Origin of the sequence: Saccharospirillum impatiens DSM 12546 (assembly GCF_000423605.1) — a bacterium.
GTDB lineage: Bacteria > Pseudomonadota > Gammaproteobacteria > Pseudomonadales > Natronospirillaceae > Saccharospirillum > Saccharospirillum impatiens.
The window spans coordinates 38,558-52,880 of the sequence record NZ_AUIH01000007.1; the positions used below are offsets into that span (position 1 = coordinate 38,558).

Genomic DNA, 14,323 nt, shown 5'->3' on the forward strand with positions numbered 1-14,323 from the left:
ATGAGGTGGTGGTCGGACCGCCGGATACGCCTACCGGAGGCACGCCGTAAACCCTTCCATGGGGGCTCGCAGACCGCATCCCTGCGGTCTCACGGTCTCCAGTAGGCGTATCCGGCGGTCCTTGATCGACTGGCAGGTTTAATCGAGGCGAATGGTTAACCCGGGAAGCTAACCCAGCACCACCTTCTTATCCCCGGAGAGCCGGGCAATGTGACCTATCGTTCGAGCGCCAGGCACCTGGTTCAACAAGGTTTCGGCCTGATCAGGCGTCAATGCGACCAGAAGACCACCCGAAGTTTGGGGGTCGATTAGCAGAGCGATGTCGGCCTCGCTGACGGATTCGAGGCCACTGCACTCCAGGGTGTAGGGCAGCAATTGCGGGTGCAGACTGGAGCGCAAGCCAAGTTGCAGCAAGTCACGAGCACCCGGCAGGGCGGGAATGGCGCTCAGGTTCACATGCGCGGCTATGTCGTCAGTGCCGACCATTTCCAGCAGGTGACCGAGCAAACCAAAGCCGGTCACATCGGTAACGGCGTGCGGGGTCAGGGTGCACAGTGCCTCCCAGGCCGTTTGCTGGCTGATCAGCATGCTGTCCCAGGCGGCGGTGATGGCCCTGGCCGGGGCGCGGGCTTCGGCATCGGCCGCCCAGATCACGCCGGTGCCGAGGGGTTTGGTGAGGATCAGCACGTCGCCGGGTTGGGCTCCGGATTTGCGCCAGGCCCGGGCCGGGTCGACTTCTCCATTGGCGACCACGGCGACGTGGGTTTCAGCACCTTCAGTACTGTGGCCGCCGGCGAGCGCCACCTGCTGGTCGGTCAGGGCACGATGGATGCCCTGCATCAGCCGACGGAAATCGGCTTTGTGCAAGCGCGGGTGCGCATGCGCCAGATTGATCCAGACTTGCGCCGAGACCGGTTGCGCGCCCATGGCGTACAAATCACTCAGGGCATGGTTGACGCAGACCTGGCCAAATCGATAGAGATCCTCACTGAAGCTGCGAAAGCCGTCGAGGCTTTGTACCTGTGCCAGGCCCGGTGTGGGTTGCCACAGGCTAGCGTCTTCGGCAGTGTCGAGCGCCGGGGTGAGCCCGGGCCGGTCGGTGCGCGCCAGGGTGCTGAGTGTTTCGTGCAGAATGGCCGGGCCGAGTTTGCTGCCGCAGCCGGCACAATGCATCCCGGCCGCCTCCTCGGGCTGAGCCGCCTTCATGGCCTGAGAGCCAAGCGTCTGAAACTTGTCCATAAAAACGCGGTCGATGCGGTCTTTCCAGCGCCAGACCCAGGCGCCACTGGCAACAAACCAGCCTCTGTGCCCGACCGCCTGGCAATCGCCCAACGACAGCAGCGACAGGAACTGCCGTTGCAGTCGCACGGGTTTCATCGCCTGTCCGGCAAAGGCCCGCTGCAGATTATCGTACAAAAACGGCGCCTGACGCACGGCGTAGACCCCGGCTTTGGGCCGTGGGTCAAACACCATGTCGGCGACGTCACCGGCCGCAAAAACATCCGGGTCGGAGGTACTCTGCAGAAAGCGGTTAACCGAGAGAAAACCACTATGGCTGGTATCCAACCGGCTCCTGGCGAGAAAGTCGGGCCCGGCAGCGCGGGTGCACCAGACAGTCTGATCGAGCGACAGGGCGTTGCCATTGGCCGCAACCAGGCCGTCTTTTTTGACGGCGCTGACCTGAAAGTTGGAATGGCACCGCACGCCCTGGCGTTGCAGTGCGTTTTCAGCGGCCCGGATGGAGCGCCGGGGGTAACCGTTCAGAATAGTGTCGCCGGGGTAGACCAGGTGCAGTTGAATGCCGCTGTCTGGCCCCAGCCGGTGCGCCATCGCCAGCACCAGTTCGACGCCACCGGCCCCGGCGCCCACCACGCCCCAATGCCGGTCGGGTTCGTTGCGGTGCGAATCATGGGTATCGAGCAGTTGTTGCCACTTGGCATAAAAACGGCTGACCGGTTTGACACCGATGGCAAAACTGCGCGCACCGGGCAAGCTCAGGTCGGGGGTAGAGCCGGTATCAAAAGACACCTTGTCATAAGCCAGGTCAGGCTGGTCGTGAACAGACAGCGTTTTGGCAGCGGCGTCCACCCCGGTTATTCGGCCTTGTATAAACCGAACTCCGGCCCATCGACACAGCCGGTTGAGATCAATATGGACCTCATCCGACTTATAATGCCCGGCCACCAGGCCTGGCAACATGCCGGAATAGGGCGTCAGCGTAGCGTCGGACACCAAGGTGACCCGTACCCCGGGAATCGGCTTCATGGCCAATTGGCGGATCAGCAGGGCATGGGTGTGGCCACCGCCGACGAGAACCAGGTCGCGTTCAAACATGCGATTGTTGATCCAGCCAGCTCAATATAGCTGAATGATCGCCGCGAAACAGGATCTGGCCATCCCGGCTGTTCAATTGATAGCGATACATGGGGTCGTAGTAGTCGGTCAGCAACGTTTCAATGATGCGGTGAAATCCGCCCGGATCGCTTTGCCGGGCCAGCGCCTCAACGGCCTCTGGCACCGCCTGTTGCAATTGATCATGGCGCAGACCGCCCAGCCGTTTACGGATGCGATGCAGGTTCTGGCTCACATAGTCACCGAGTAACGGCCAGGGGTTCTGCGGATTCTGCTGGCGAAAATGCTGCAACGCATGGTTCACATAATCGTCCAGCAACCGCTCAACCCGCTCTTGCATCAATGCTTCCAATACGATGACGGGCGAGGTCTGCATGCGTTCGTGCAACTCAGGGACGAGATGAATACGCCCGATCAAATGGGCTTCGTCTTCCAGCAGCACCGGCGTATTACCCAACCCATCGAGACGCGCCCAGTCGAGTGAGATCTGGTTTTCCCAGTCAATCTGAGCGGGTTGTGGCGTGAAGGTGGCGCCAAAGGCACTGCCCCGGTGATTCGCCCGACCTTCGAGGTCCAGGCTAACCGGCCAGGCCTGAATGACCTCAGTCTTGCCACTGCCGGTCGGCCCCGCCAAAAGCTGAAGCCTGCTCGATGCAAGCCGCTCACTGAAGGCATCGATCAAGACGCGCCGAAGCGCTTTGTAACCACCCCGCACCAGCGGGTAGTGAATGCCCGCTTCGCGCAACCAGGCTTGAGTGGTGTTGGAGCGCAGACCGCCGCGAAAACAATAGAGGTACCCATTCGAATTCTGGCTGGCAAAGCGCGACCAGGCCTCCAGCCGGTCGGTCCGGATATCAGGCGTCGCCAGTTCCAGTCCCAGTTCAATCGCGGCTTCCTGGCCTGCTTCCTTGTAACGTGTACCGATGGCAGCGCGCTGGTCATCATCCAGAATCGGCACATTAACGGCGCCGGGAATGGCCCCGTGTTCAAATTCAACAGGAGCACGAACGTCCATAAACGGAGTCTGGTCAAGCAACAGATCAAGGCTGGCGTCAATATCGTCGCGGTGGTGGTCGCGCACGGCGGACCTCTGGGCAAGAATGGCTCGGGCGATTATGCGGTTCGGTATCCCCTCAGGCAACCTGTGGTTCGGTTGTCTTTTGAGTCATGAGTCCGTGCAGGCCACCGGGTATACCTGTTCGGGGTCGGCGTGAACCCGTCCGTGGGGCCTAGACCACAGCATCCATGCTGTGGACTTCCCCGAACAGGTATACCCGGCAGCCAGCACTCGGTTGGTTGCCATCTTCCAGATTTCCGAGAGGTTCAGCTTGTGAGCAAACCATGACTTACCCAGTAATGAGTTATTTTTGAGACCAATGCAGGCAACCAGTCAAGTAACGGTGGCCGGGTAGGTCTGGCCGGGGTAGTCCGCAGCAGGGATGCTGCGGTCTAGGCTCCATGGACGGATTAAGTGGGCGGCATCCCGCACGACCCCGACCAGACCTACCCGGCTGCCGTTACGGATTCCCGGTACAACAGCGAAAGCAACTGTCAACAACCGGGCCGGCCATCCCTGTGGTTGTTTTATTTATAAATCAAGATGTTAGCGAGTTGTAACGGCCCTTGAAATGCGTGCGGCTTTGGCTAATGATGCGTGCTTCCCGTTACGCTTCACCGAGTCATCGTCTTATGAGCAGCATCGAACATCGTATTGCCCAGGAACTCAATGTCGCCGACGCCCAGGTTAAGGCGGCCGTGGCCCTGTTGGACGAGGGTGCTACCGTGCCCTTTATCAGTCGCTACCGTAAAGAAGTGACCGGCGGCCTCGACGACACCCAATTACGTAATCTCGAGGACCGGTTGCGCTACCTGCGCGAACTGGAAGACCGTCGCGCCGCTATCCTGTCGAGCATCGAAGAGCAGGGCAAGCTGACCGACAGCCTGAGCCGGGATATCAAAGCGGCGACCACCAAGACCGAGCTTGAAGACCTGTATCTGCCTTATAAACAGAAGCGCCGCACCAAAGGCCAGATCGCGATTGAAGCCGGGCTGGAACCGCTGGCCGATGCCCTGTTCAACGACCCGTCACTGGACCCGGCCAAAGAAGCCGAAGGCTACCTGAACGCTGATGCCGGCTTTGCCGATACCAAGGCCGTGCTCGACGGCGCACGCTATATTCTGATGGAACGCTTCGCCGAAGACGCGGGCCTGATCGGGAAGTTGCGCGAATACCTCTGGCAGCATGGCGAGATGCAAGCACGCGTCATTGCAGGCAAAGAGCATGAGGCCGCCAAGTTTCAGGACTATTTTGAGCACAACGAAGGCATCAAAAAAGTGCCGAGTCACCGCGCGCTGGCCATGTTCCGGGGTCGCAACGAAGGTTTTCTACAACTGTCTCTGGTTATTGCCGGTGAAGAGCCGCGCAGCACCAGCCAGGGTGAAATCATCGTCGCCGAGCACTTCAACGTCAAAGACAACGGGCGTGCCGCCGATGCCTGGCTGGGCGAGGTGATCCGCTGGACCTGGCGGGTCAAACTGCTGACACACATTGAGACCGACCTGTTCAACCGGGTTAGGGAATCGGCCGAGAAAGCCGCCATTGATGTCTTCGCCAAGAACCTGAAAGACCTGCTGCTCGCGGCACCGGCCGGGCCTAAGGCCACCATCGGTCTCGACCCGGGTCTGCGTACCGGTGTCAAAGTTGCGGTGGTCGATGCCACCGGCAAAGTGCTGGACCACGGAGCCATGTTCCCGACACCACCGCAAAATAAAATCCGCGAATCAGAACAGATGCTGGTGGCGCTGTGCAAAAAGCACGACGTCGAACTGATTGCCATTGGTAACGGAACCGCCAGCCGGGAAACCGAGCGCTTTGTGAAAGCCGTGCTCAAGTCCCACCCGGACATTAAGGCCCAGGCCTTGCTGGTAAACGAATCCGGTGCCTCGATCTATTCAGCGTCTGAATTCGCAGCCCGCGAGTTTCCGGACCTGGACGTCACCATACGTGGCGCCATTTCGATTGCCCGTCGTTTGCAGGACCCGCTGGCGGAACTGGTGAAAATTGAACCCAAATCCATCGGTGTCGGCCAATATCAGCACGACGTATCCCAGCTAGCGCTGGCGCGTCAGCTGGATGCCGTGGTGGAAGATTGCGTAAACGGTGTTGGTGTTGACCTGAACACAGCCTCAGCCCCCTTGCTGAGCCGGGTGTCCGGCTTGAACAGCACCATTGCCAATAACATTGTGGCGCACCGGGATGCGGCCGGCGCGTTCAAAAATCGCAAGCAGCTGAAAGACGTCAGCCGTTTGGGCCCGAAAGCCTTTGAACAAGCAGCCGGGTTTTTGAAAGTCATGAACGGCGATAACCCGCTTGACGGTTCAGCCGTGCACCCGGAATCCTATTCGGTGGTTGAGCGCATCGTCGCCGATACCGGTCGCAACGTATCGGCGCTGATTGGAGACAGCCGTTTTGTCCGGTCGCTCAAAGCCGAGCAATACGTTGATGATACCTTCGGCTTGCCGACCATCACCGACATTCTGCAGGAACTGGAAAAGCCCGGTCGCGACCCGCGCCCTGAATTCAAGACGGCGGAGTTCCAGGACGGCGTTGAAACCATCAAAGACCTGCGCCAGAACATGGTACTGGAAGGTGTGGTGACCAACGTCACTCACTTCGGGGCTTTCGTTGACGTGGGGGTGCATCAGGATGGGCTGGTGCACATTTCGGCGATGAGCCATCAGTTCATCGACGACCCGTCCAAGCTGGTCAAGGCCGGTGAAATCGTTAAGGTCAAAGTCATGGATGTCGATGTCGCCCGCAACCGGATCGCATTGTCCATGCGCCTGGACGATGAGGCTCAGCCTGTAGACCGGGATCAAAACACCGGCAGCAACAACCGCCGCAACTCCGCCCCGCGTCGGGACAAATCCCAAAGTTCAGCAGCGCCCGGTGGCCAGACCGCGATGGCGTCGCTGCTGCAGGAAGCCATGAAGAAAAAAGGCGGCCGCTTGTAGTCGACGCAGCGATATAGCCTGCTAAAGTGATTTGAAGTGGCTCCCAAGGAATCTGCCGGACTTAGGGGATTGACTCAAGGGAGTGGGACGGCGAGTCCAAATGGTCACAAATTTCGTGCGTACAGTAGGCCAATATGCTCGAAATTTGCGGATATTTTGGCCGTTGTCCCGCCTGCGCAGCCGATTCAGCCTAAGTCCGACAGACTCCTTGCCACAGATTCAACCAAGGATCATAGGGTGCGCCTGGTGTGGGCCGTTAGACCGCATGAATGCGGTCTCCGAGCCTCCATGGATAGATTTACGGCGTGCCCACAGCAGGCGTACCCTATGGTCCGAAAGGCAGCCAGTACAACCAACCACTGCTTGAACTTTACTGGCCTGCCCCAACCCACAGTGCCTTGGGTGCTTGCGCCACCGTGATCGTTTTTGAGGATGTTTCTTTGCCAACGCTGACTCGCCTGGGCCATATGGCCGATCTCAACCCCGCCTGGTTACGCTTTAATCGCGGTATCGAACGGGAAACCCTGCGCGTCGATGGTGAAGGGCACCTGGCGCTGACGTCGCACCCCAGGGGGCTCGGGTCTGCTCTGACCCATCCGTCGATCACCACCGACTATTCTGAATCATTGCTTGAGTTCATCACCTCGGTTCACAGCCAACCGGAAGCGGCGCTTGATGAACTGACGCGCTTGCATCGCTTTACCTATACACAGATGCCCGATGAACGGCTCTGGCCATCGAGCATGCCAGCGGCACTGCCGCAAGAAACCGACATCCCCATTGCCCAATACGGCACCAGCCACGTAGGCAAGTTGAAAACGGTGTATCGACATGGTCTCTGGCATCGCTACGGCCGTGTCATGCAGACCATTGCCGGCGTTCACTACAACTGGTCGATGCCCGCCGACTTTTGGCAGGACTGGGCACAGCGCTCTGGCTGGGAAGGGAGCCTGCAACGTTTCATCAATGAAGAATACTTTAGTCTGATTCGCGGGTTTCGTCGCCATTCCTGGTTACTGCTCTATTTATTTGGCGCATCACCGGCGATTGATCGCAGCTTTGGCCACAAAGGCCACACCGAACTGCTCGAGCTGGGAGAAGACACGCTGTACTCGCCATTCGCCACTACCTTGCGCATGAGTGATATGGGTTACTCCAACAACGCCCAGAGCAGCCTCTACGTGTGCTTCAACAGCCTGCAAACCTATTCCGAAACCCTAACCGACGCCATTCACACGCCTTATCCGGCGTATCAGGCGCTGGGTACCAAAGTCGGGGACGACTACCGTCAGATCAGCGCAAACGTATTGCAGATCGAAAACGAATATTACAGTGACTTGCGCCCCAAACGCGTGGCTCGAAGCGGTGAAAAGCCCATTCGCGCACTGAATGACCGGGGCGTTGAATACATTGAAGTGCGCTGCCTCGACATAGATCCCTTCACCCCGCTGGGCGTCGACACTGAACGCATGGTGTTTGTTGATTTATTCCTGTTCTGGTGTCTGGTTCAGGACAATGGCCTGGTTCCCAAAGACGAGTGCTTCAAGCTTCGTGAGAACAACCTCAACGTCGCGGCCTTTGGTCGGGACCCGGAGTTAATGCTGAGCATTCAGGGTGAATCCGTCCGGTTACAAGACCAGGGTTACAAAGTGCTGCGCTCACTGTCGGAGCTTGCGGTCGAAATGGATGCCTTGCTCGGTGGTGAGCGCTACCAGCAAGCCGTGGCGAAACAACTGGCCAAGGTCGATGATGTCTCGCTGACCCCCTCCGCCCGCTTTCTGGAGCTGATCAAGCAACAAGGCTCTTTCCGCCAGGCTTCACAAACTCTGGCAGAACAACACCGGCAAAGCCTCGCGGTTGAGACCTTAACCAGTGAAGAACAGTCAGCCCGTAACGCTGAGGCTCAACGCAGCCTGACTGAACAAGCAGAGATAGAAAAAGCCGATCAGGGCAGTTTTGACAATTTTCTGGCGTCGTATTTACGGCAGTAGTTCAAGCAATTAATGTTAACCAATCGACCTCAATAATGTGACGTGGTTCACACTATCAATCTTTATTGCTGAAACTGTGAACCAACTTCCGGTTAAGATGCTGAATCGTCGTATGATGTTCGGATCGATCACAGGGAGACAGGGTCTTTGGAAACCATGCACTGGACGCTGGAAACGCTCAACAAGGCCTACCAACAAGGCTACATGACTGGCCTGACGGGCCAGGGAGCCGACTCATCCCCCTATGAAAACGACGTTCTGATCGCTGCCTGGGAAGCCGGCTGGGATGACGGATTTCAGCGTCACAAAGGCGTAAAACCCAGCGCTGATGCGGCTTTCCTGGCCAGTAACAAACGAGCCTGATCATCGAAAGCAGGGCCGTTACCGCTCACGATACCTGCCTACCCAGCTTTCCATCAGCCTTGCCCGTGAATGCGCGCTAACGATCGACAACCTCTGGCAAGGTCAGTCGCATCCGAATGGCACCGACAGAGACTCTCGCTGCATCCCGTCTACCGGCATTAATCCTAACCCTGAATCACAAAAGCGGTAAATAGTACCTGGTCTACCTGAGGGGCGCCGGTTTCCTGCTCCAGATACGCCTGTATACGCTCCAGCAGATCAACCTGCAGCGCTGAACGACCGGTTGTCGACGTCAGCGTCTCCCGGTCTTGTGCGCTGATCAGCATAATAATTTCATGCCGAATCGCATCCGAGTGACTGCTTACCTCCAGCGCCGCCCCACCATCGGGCACCAGCAGGCTGATGCTCGCTTGCAAGTAGCGCAGCCGGGAGCCTTGACCGTAGTTAATGGTAAAGCTCGGCTCAAGCTCGACGTATGTTGGTCCCGTGCTCGTAGCATCCTCTGCGGAAGCCGGTAATAACCATAATGAGGACAACAGAACGAAGATGCCCACCGGTCCGCAATACCGATTGAAAACGCTGTGTATCGACAACAAACAACACCCCTTCTGATGTCAGGTAAACCCCAAGGCTCAGTATAGCCAGCTTAGACAACAACATGCCATTGATCGGCCAATGCCTGCATTCAAACAACTTGCGCTGACATCTCTATCGACCGCAACCGGTGAACATTAAGGACCTTGTCGGATCTCCCCTGGTGCGAATCAGATTGCCCGGGTGCAAACAAAGCCACCCTGACGACGCGTATAGATGAGCTTTACTCAGGCTGTTGTTGTCCCAAATCCACGGCTGGCCTATAGTTTGAGGCCTGACACAAGTGGCCAGATGTCGGGAGCCCCGGCACCGACATTCGTTTATCAGAGCATTATGATGAGCTGTTGCCGCTAATACGACTAACAGTTGAATGGAGTTACGCATGCTCGAACATTGCAAAACAGCCCGGGAGCGGTGGGGCGGTACCCACAAAATGATCGACCGTTGGCTCGGTCAGCGCCAGGAAACCCTGGTGCGCTACTTCGATATCTCATCGGATACAGCAGCCGACCAGCAAAGTACCCTGCTACAGTCTTTCTGCGAATCGCTGATGGATTACGTCTCGGCTGGCCACTTTGAGGTCTATGAGCAACTGGTTCGAGAAGCCAGGGAATTCGATGATGGCGGCCTCGAGCTTGCGAGAAAACTCTACCCCAAAGTAGAAGCCACCACCCGGGTCATAGTTGATTTCAACGATAAATACGATACGCGGGATCACACTCAGCAACATGTCAGCGATTTGCCGACCGACCTGTCGAAGCTGGGTGAAGCCATGACCGAGCGGTTCGAGATGGAAGATCAGATGATCGAACGGCTGCACAACATTCATAAAGAGCAGGTCGCCTGAGTGACCTCTGCACCTGCCAACCCTCGCTAGGCCGGGCGACCGCCATGGCTCGTTCTGCCTTACAACACGCTGTCTGGCGCGTCCGGTCAAAGCTGCCTGTACCCGGGAAGTCGCTGGCCATCCTTTTACTGACTGCGCTGGCCCTGACCGGTTGTTTTGCGCAATCTCCCGACAGTCAATTCGAGGTGGCGACAGGAGGCGCTTATCACGGCACCCTGACCCCTAACGCCAACGGCGCTGTTATTGGCTCTATTCATCATGGTGGCAGCTTCTGGACATTGCACCCGCCTGCTCGCCAGTTTAACTGGAACCACAACCCCGACGGTTACACCGAACTGCTGTACACCGATGTCTCCGCCGATGGCCAGCGTGCTCTGACGGCCGATTACAGCAACCTCGCGCTGTGGAATACTCGCAGCGGAGAGCCGGTCTGGTATTGGACTGCTCCCGCGCGCATTCAGGCAATCGACCTCTCTGCCGACGGCAGTCTTGCGCTACTGGGGCTTAGTAATAACCGGGCAGTGCTGTTTGATGCGATCAACGGCGGCGTTTTGCGAACCTTCAATCACGATGGCCCGGTCATCAGTGTCTCCCTGTCAGATGACGCTCGCATTGCTCTGACCGGCTCGGAAGATCTGACCGCCCGGCTGTGGAGCGTGACCGATAACCGGCGCTTGCAAACCTTTACGCTGCCCAACCAGGTCAAGCTGGTGAAATTGACCGGTGATGCCCGACTGGCGCTGCTGGCCCCGGCCGATGAACCGGCTCAGTTGTGGAATCTCGCAACCGGCGAACAAACAGCTGAGCTGGCCACCGGAGACGTGCGTATATACAGCGCCCGGTTTGAGTCAGGCGGTCGGTTATTGATCGGTACCACCCACCGTCGCATACTGCAGTTCAATGTAGCGACCGGAGAGCGTACGGGCCTATGGCAAATCGGCGGTTTTTGGCGCAGCACCTACCAAAGTGCGACGATACTTGATATGAGATGGCGTAATGAACGACTATGGGCGCTGGGATCAGACGGCTACCTCTACGCGTTCTGAAACCGGCAGGTTGTCCGACCAGGGCCTGCTGTCGAAATCCAGCCCCAATTGACAAACTATGGGTTGTAAGCTTTTTTCCCGAAATCAATGACTTGCATGCCATTGATATGGCTCCGGCCACTCATACACCAGAGCATGGTTTAATCAGCAGTAGGGTAGCGTAACAGGATGTCGTTTTATCCCTCGGATGAAAACAAAAACACAGCGCGGGTGATTTCAGCCCCTCAGCCAACCCGCCTGTTGATAGCCAATGCCAAAGGTGGCAGTGGCAAGACAACTATTGCAACTAATTTGTCGAGCCTCTTTGCCAACCGCAATGAAACCGCCGTTTTGATCGACTACGACCCCCAGGGCTCAGCTACACAGTGGTTACAGTCGCGCCAGCCGGATCGAGTGCGCATTCATGGTGTTGCTGCTTACCGCAATGCCAATGCCCAGGTCACACGCTCTTTTCATTTGCGCAACATTCCACCGGATACGTCCAAGGTCATTATCGATACACCCTCCGGCCTGACCGGCACTCTGCTCAATGAACTGGTGCGGGAGTGCGACATCATCATCATTCCGGTCACGCCCTCACCGATCGACATTCGCGCGACGACACTGTTTATTAAAGATCTGCTGCTTTGTCCGGTCTTTCGCACGTCGCCCAAACGAGTGGCTGTTGTCGCCAACCGGGCGCGCAAAAACACCCTGGTGTATTCCAAGCTGGAATTGTTCCTGCGCAGCCTCAAAATCCCTTTCATTACCACCTTTCGCGACACTCAGTTTTATGTGCGGGCATCTGAGTACGGTCTGGGTCTTTTCGATCTCGACAATGCACAGAATAATGATCTGCTCGACTGGCAAATGCTCATCGACTGGATCGACAGTTGACGCTGGCATTGACGACTTGAAATTGTGCTGCGCCACCCGGTTAATCCATGAATCCTTCAATATCGTCATCTTTATCGTGTTTTTTTCGTGAAAACCCGATATTTAACGCTTTCAGCGCTTGAATTTTCATTCATGGCTGACAATAGTACAGTGCAGAAAATAATGACGGATACGCGCCTGCTTCAGGTGTTCGTTTCCAGTCAACATTGAAGTGCCTCGTCGGGTTATTCGACACCTGCCTGACTCCGCGACAAACCCTGTCCAGAGTCGGTTAACCGGTGTTGAAACCGACATCACTTCTGTCAGAAATCGGGAACACACAGAACAACTGAGGGGATAGACTCATGGCCGCCGCCAAGAAGAAAGCGACACCGAAAACCCGCACCGCAAAAAAAACAGCCGCTCGCAAAACACCAGCGCGCAAAACCGCCGCGAAGCGCACGACGTCGCCTGCCGCCAAAACCTCACCGGTTGATGTGCTGAAGACCGAAATTGGCAAACTGCAAGTTGAACTCGAAAAAATGCGCGATAAAGCTGTTGCCGACAGCACCAAAACCCGGGATCAGCTCAAGAAAAAATTCGATGCCGCTCGCAAGAAAGTCGCTGCAGCCCAGGCCAAACAGCAGGCTGCGACGCTGCGTGCAAAAACCAGTGCTACCCAGGCTGCCAAAGTACAGTTGACCAAAGCAAAGGCAACGTACCAGGCCGCCAAAGCTGCTGCTGACGACCTGAAACTGGAACTGGATGCCGCCAAGGACACCTACCTGGCTGCAGTCAACGAGAAAAAGGCGGCCGATGCACTGAACAAGGCACTGGACAAAGTGCGCAAGGCTGAAGAAAAGAAAGCGGATGCCGTCGCCAAAAAGGCAGCCGCCAAGGCAGCAAAAGCGACCAAGGCCAAAAAAGCCAAAGCCAAACCCAAAAAAGCGGCTGCTAAAAAGACCACTGCCAAGAAAACCGTCGCTAGCGCAGCCCCTAAAAAGACACCGGTGAAAAAAGCCGCGGCAAAGAAGGCAACCGCGAAGAAGACCGTTGCCAAAAAAGCCGCACCAAAGAAAGCAGCCGCCAAGAAAAAAACGGTAACCAAAGCACCGGCTAAGAAAACCGTTGCCAAGAAAGCAGCCACCAAAAAGGCCACTGTCAAAAAAGCCGCGGTGAAAAAAGCAGCCCCAAAAAAGACTACAGCCAAAAAAGCGCCAGCTAAAAAAGCAGCGGCCAAAAAGTCCGCACCCGCTAAAGCCGCCGCTCCCAAGCCACCAGCAGCTCCGAAAGCGTCACCCGCACCGTCGGCGGCTCCGTCTGCCCCCAGCGCTCCGGCGGTGAGCAGCCCGACCAGCAGCAACACGCCTGAACCGGCACCTCAAAGCCCTGCGACCCCCAAACAGCCGCTGGTCAATACCGTACCATCCGATGAAGGCCGCAGCCTGTTCGACCCGAAAAAGGACGCCTGATTCCGGCAGAGTGAACGGGGCGGGCAACGGTGCTGCCCAACCCCTTTTCATGACCGTTTTGTACTGGCAGGCTGTGGAGGTTCGCAGAATGTCAGTTGCCTGCGACCAGAACACGGAGGTTCCCGCGCAAGCAATGACCGCGACATCGTTGATTTTATGAGACAGGTAAAAATCACATTTTGGGGTTATCGTGTTTTAACCCCGCAGGGTGAGTTACACGGATATCACTCTTAAAAAGGCGGAAGTCTTTTTCAACTCCCGGTTAACCTTCACTCGCCATGACTTGGCCCCGCACTGCACCGCAATCTATGTATCAGTGCCTTTACTTCATCGACAGACAGGTCGCATTGCTCACTGAGCACCTCAGCCGACCGATCTTCGTCGCTTGCTGAACCCTTCCCGCTGACGCACCCTGCCAGTCGAAACAGATCCCATCGCTCCAGCTCCAGTTCGAAATCCAATGCCCGGGGCCGATTCGGATCAGACCGCTTCATACTCTGTCGTACCCGGCGGACCCGCAGCAGGATCTGGCGCGGCCGACCGGAACGGACGTACTCCCACCGCACCCCATCCAACAGCGACGCGCTGGCAGCGGCATAGGCAGCAACCAGGGCATCATTGATGTGCAAACCAGCATTGTGTTGCAACGACAACAAGTGAGCTTGTTCTATGGCATAGCAACGCAGTGCAAAAGACCACAGGTCTGCCGGGCGATCGGCGTCCGTGTTCGCGTTGTTGGGCGTTTGGGTCATGGTAATGAATATCTGGGGCGACATCGGTAATCAGAGA

11 protein-coding genes are annotated in these 14,323 nt (G+C 57.2%); 7 read left to right on the forward strand and 4 right to left on the reverse strand.

Annotated features, from left to right (window positions below; translation table 11 throughout):
- Window positions 1-168: 168 nt before the first annotated feature.
- Window positions 169-2,334 (reverse strand): selenide, water dikinase SelD, encoded by a 2,166-nt coding sequence (gene selD / locus G565_RS0106730; protein WP_028670244.1) that lies wholly within the window; start codon window positions 2,332-2,334, stop codon window positions 169-171.
- Complete coding sequence (mnmH, locus tag G565_RS0106735) at window positions 2,327-3,433, reverse strand: tRNA 2-selenouridine(34) synthase MnmH (RefSeq protein ID WP_245584143.1); 1,107 nt, start codon at window positions 3,431-3,433, stop codon at window positions 2,327-2,329. Before mnmH ends, selD begins: the two co-directional genes overlap by 8 nt.
- Window positions 3,434-4,041: 608 nt before the next feature.
- Between mnmH and G565_RS0106745 the strand changes: the two genes are divergently transcribed.
- The 3 genes from G565_RS0106745 (at window position 4,042) to rmf (ending at window position 8,720) form a co-directional block, all read left to right on the forward strand.
- A complete protein-coding gene (locus tag G565_RS0106745) occupies window positions 4,042-6,366 on the forward strand; it encodes a Tex family protein (protein ID WP_028670246.1) in 2,325 nt (774 codons plus the stop codon).
- A gap of 305 nt (window positions 6,367-6,671) precedes the next feature.
- A complete protein-coding gene (gshA, locus tag G565_RS0106750; protein WP_245584144.1) occupies window positions 6,672-8,357 on the forward strand; it encodes a glutamate--cysteine ligase in 1,686 nt (561 codons plus the stop codon).
- Between the two features lie 156 nt (window positions 8,358-8,513).
- Window positions 8,514-8,720, forward strand: coding sequence for a ribosome modulation factor (gene rmf / locus G565_RS23280; protein ID WP_051207506.1), 207 nt, complete (start codon window positions 8,514-8,516; stop codon window positions 8,718-8,720).
- A gap of 164 nt (window positions 8,721-8,884) precedes the next feature.
- Here rmf and G565_RS27580 read toward each other — a convergent pair whose 3' ends face one another.
- Window positions 8,885-9,274, reverse strand: a complete 390-nt coding sequence (locus G565_RS27580) for a flagellar basal body-associated FliL family protein (RefSeq protein WP_051207508.1) — start codon at window positions 9,272-9,274, stop codon at window positions 8,885-8,887.
- 422 nt (window positions 9,275-9,696) lie between these two features.
- On the opposite strand from G565_RS27580, the gene G565_RS0106765 reads away from it, so the two are divergent.
- From G565_RS0106765 to G565_RS27185, 4 genes are all read left to right on the forward strand, one after another.
- The gene (locus G565_RS0106765) at window positions 9,697-10,161 is read left to right on the forward strand and encodes an Rsd/AlgQ family anti-sigma factor (protein ID WP_028670248.1); all 465 of its coding nucleotides are present in this window, start codon (window positions 9,697-9,699) and stop codon (window positions 10,159-10,161) included.
- Window positions 10,162-10,205: 44 nt separating this feature from the next.
- Window positions 10,206-11,207 carry a WD40 repeat domain-containing protein gene (locus G565_RS25875; protein WP_051207510.1) on the forward strand — a complete coding sequence of 334 codons (1,002 nt, stop codon included), beginning with the start codon at window positions 10,206-10,208 and terminating at the stop codon, window positions 11,205-11,207.
- A 168-nt stretch (window positions 11,208-11,375) separates the two neighbouring features.
- Window positions 11,376-12,083 (forward strand): ParA family protein, encoded by a 708-nt coding sequence (locus G565_RS0106775; protein ID WP_051207512.1) that lies wholly within the window; start codon window positions 11,376-11,378, stop codon window positions 12,081-12,083.
- Window positions 12,084-12,427: 344 nt separating this feature from the next.
- On the forward strand, window positions 12,428-13,534 hold the full coding sequence (locus tag G565_RS27185) for a hypothetical protein (protein WP_051207514.1): 1,107 nt from the start codon (window positions 12,428-12,430) through the stop codon (window positions 13,532-13,534).
- A 269-nt stretch (window positions 13,535-13,803) separates the two neighbouring features.
- Here the strand turns inward: G565_RS27185 and G565_RS0106790 are convergent, their stop codons facing one another.
- On the reverse strand, window positions 13,804-14,286 hold the full coding sequence (locus tag G565_RS0106790; RefSeq protein WP_169579620.1) for a DUF2390 domain-containing protein: 483 nt from the start codon (window positions 14,284-14,286) through the stop codon (window positions 13,804-13,806).
- Between the last annotated feature and the right edge of the window lie 37 nt (window positions 14,287-14,323).

What these genes read in the sequence shown, in the direction of transcription:
- selD (WP_028670244.1), bottom strand. Translation starts at nt 2,334, where the DNA reads ATGTTTGAACGCGACCTGGTTCTCGTCGGCGGTGGCCACACCCATGCC.
- G565_RS0106745 (WP_028670246.1), top strand. Translation starts at nt 4,042, where the DNA reads ATGAGCAGCATCGAACATCGTATTGCCCAGGAACTCAATGTCGCCGAC.
- rmf (WP_051207506.1), top strand. Translation starts at nt 8,514, where the DNA reads ATGCACTGGACGCTGGAAACGCTCAACAAGGCCTACCAACAAGGCTAC.
- G565_RS0106765 (WP_028670248.1), top strand. Translation starts at nt 9,697, where the DNA reads ATGCTCGAACATTGCAAAACAGCCCGGGAGCGGTGGGGCGGTACCCAC.
- G565_RS25875 (WP_051207510.1), top strand. Translation starts at nt 10,206, where the DNA reads ATGGCTCGTTCTGCCTTACAACACGCTGTCTGGCGCGTCCGGTCAAAG.
- G565_RS0106775 (WP_051207512.1), top strand. Translation starts at nt 11,376, where the DNA reads ATGTCGTTTTATCCCTCGGATGAAAACAAAAACACAGCGCGGGTGATT.
- G565_RS27185 (WP_051207514.1), top strand. Translation starts at nt 12,428, where the DNA reads ATGGCCGCCGCCAAGAAGAAAGCGACACCGAAAACCCGCACCGCAAAA.
- G565_RS0106790 (WP_169579620.1), bottom strand. Translation starts at nt 14,286, where the DNA reads ATGACCCAAACGCCCAACAACGCGAACACGGACGCCGATCGCCCGGCA.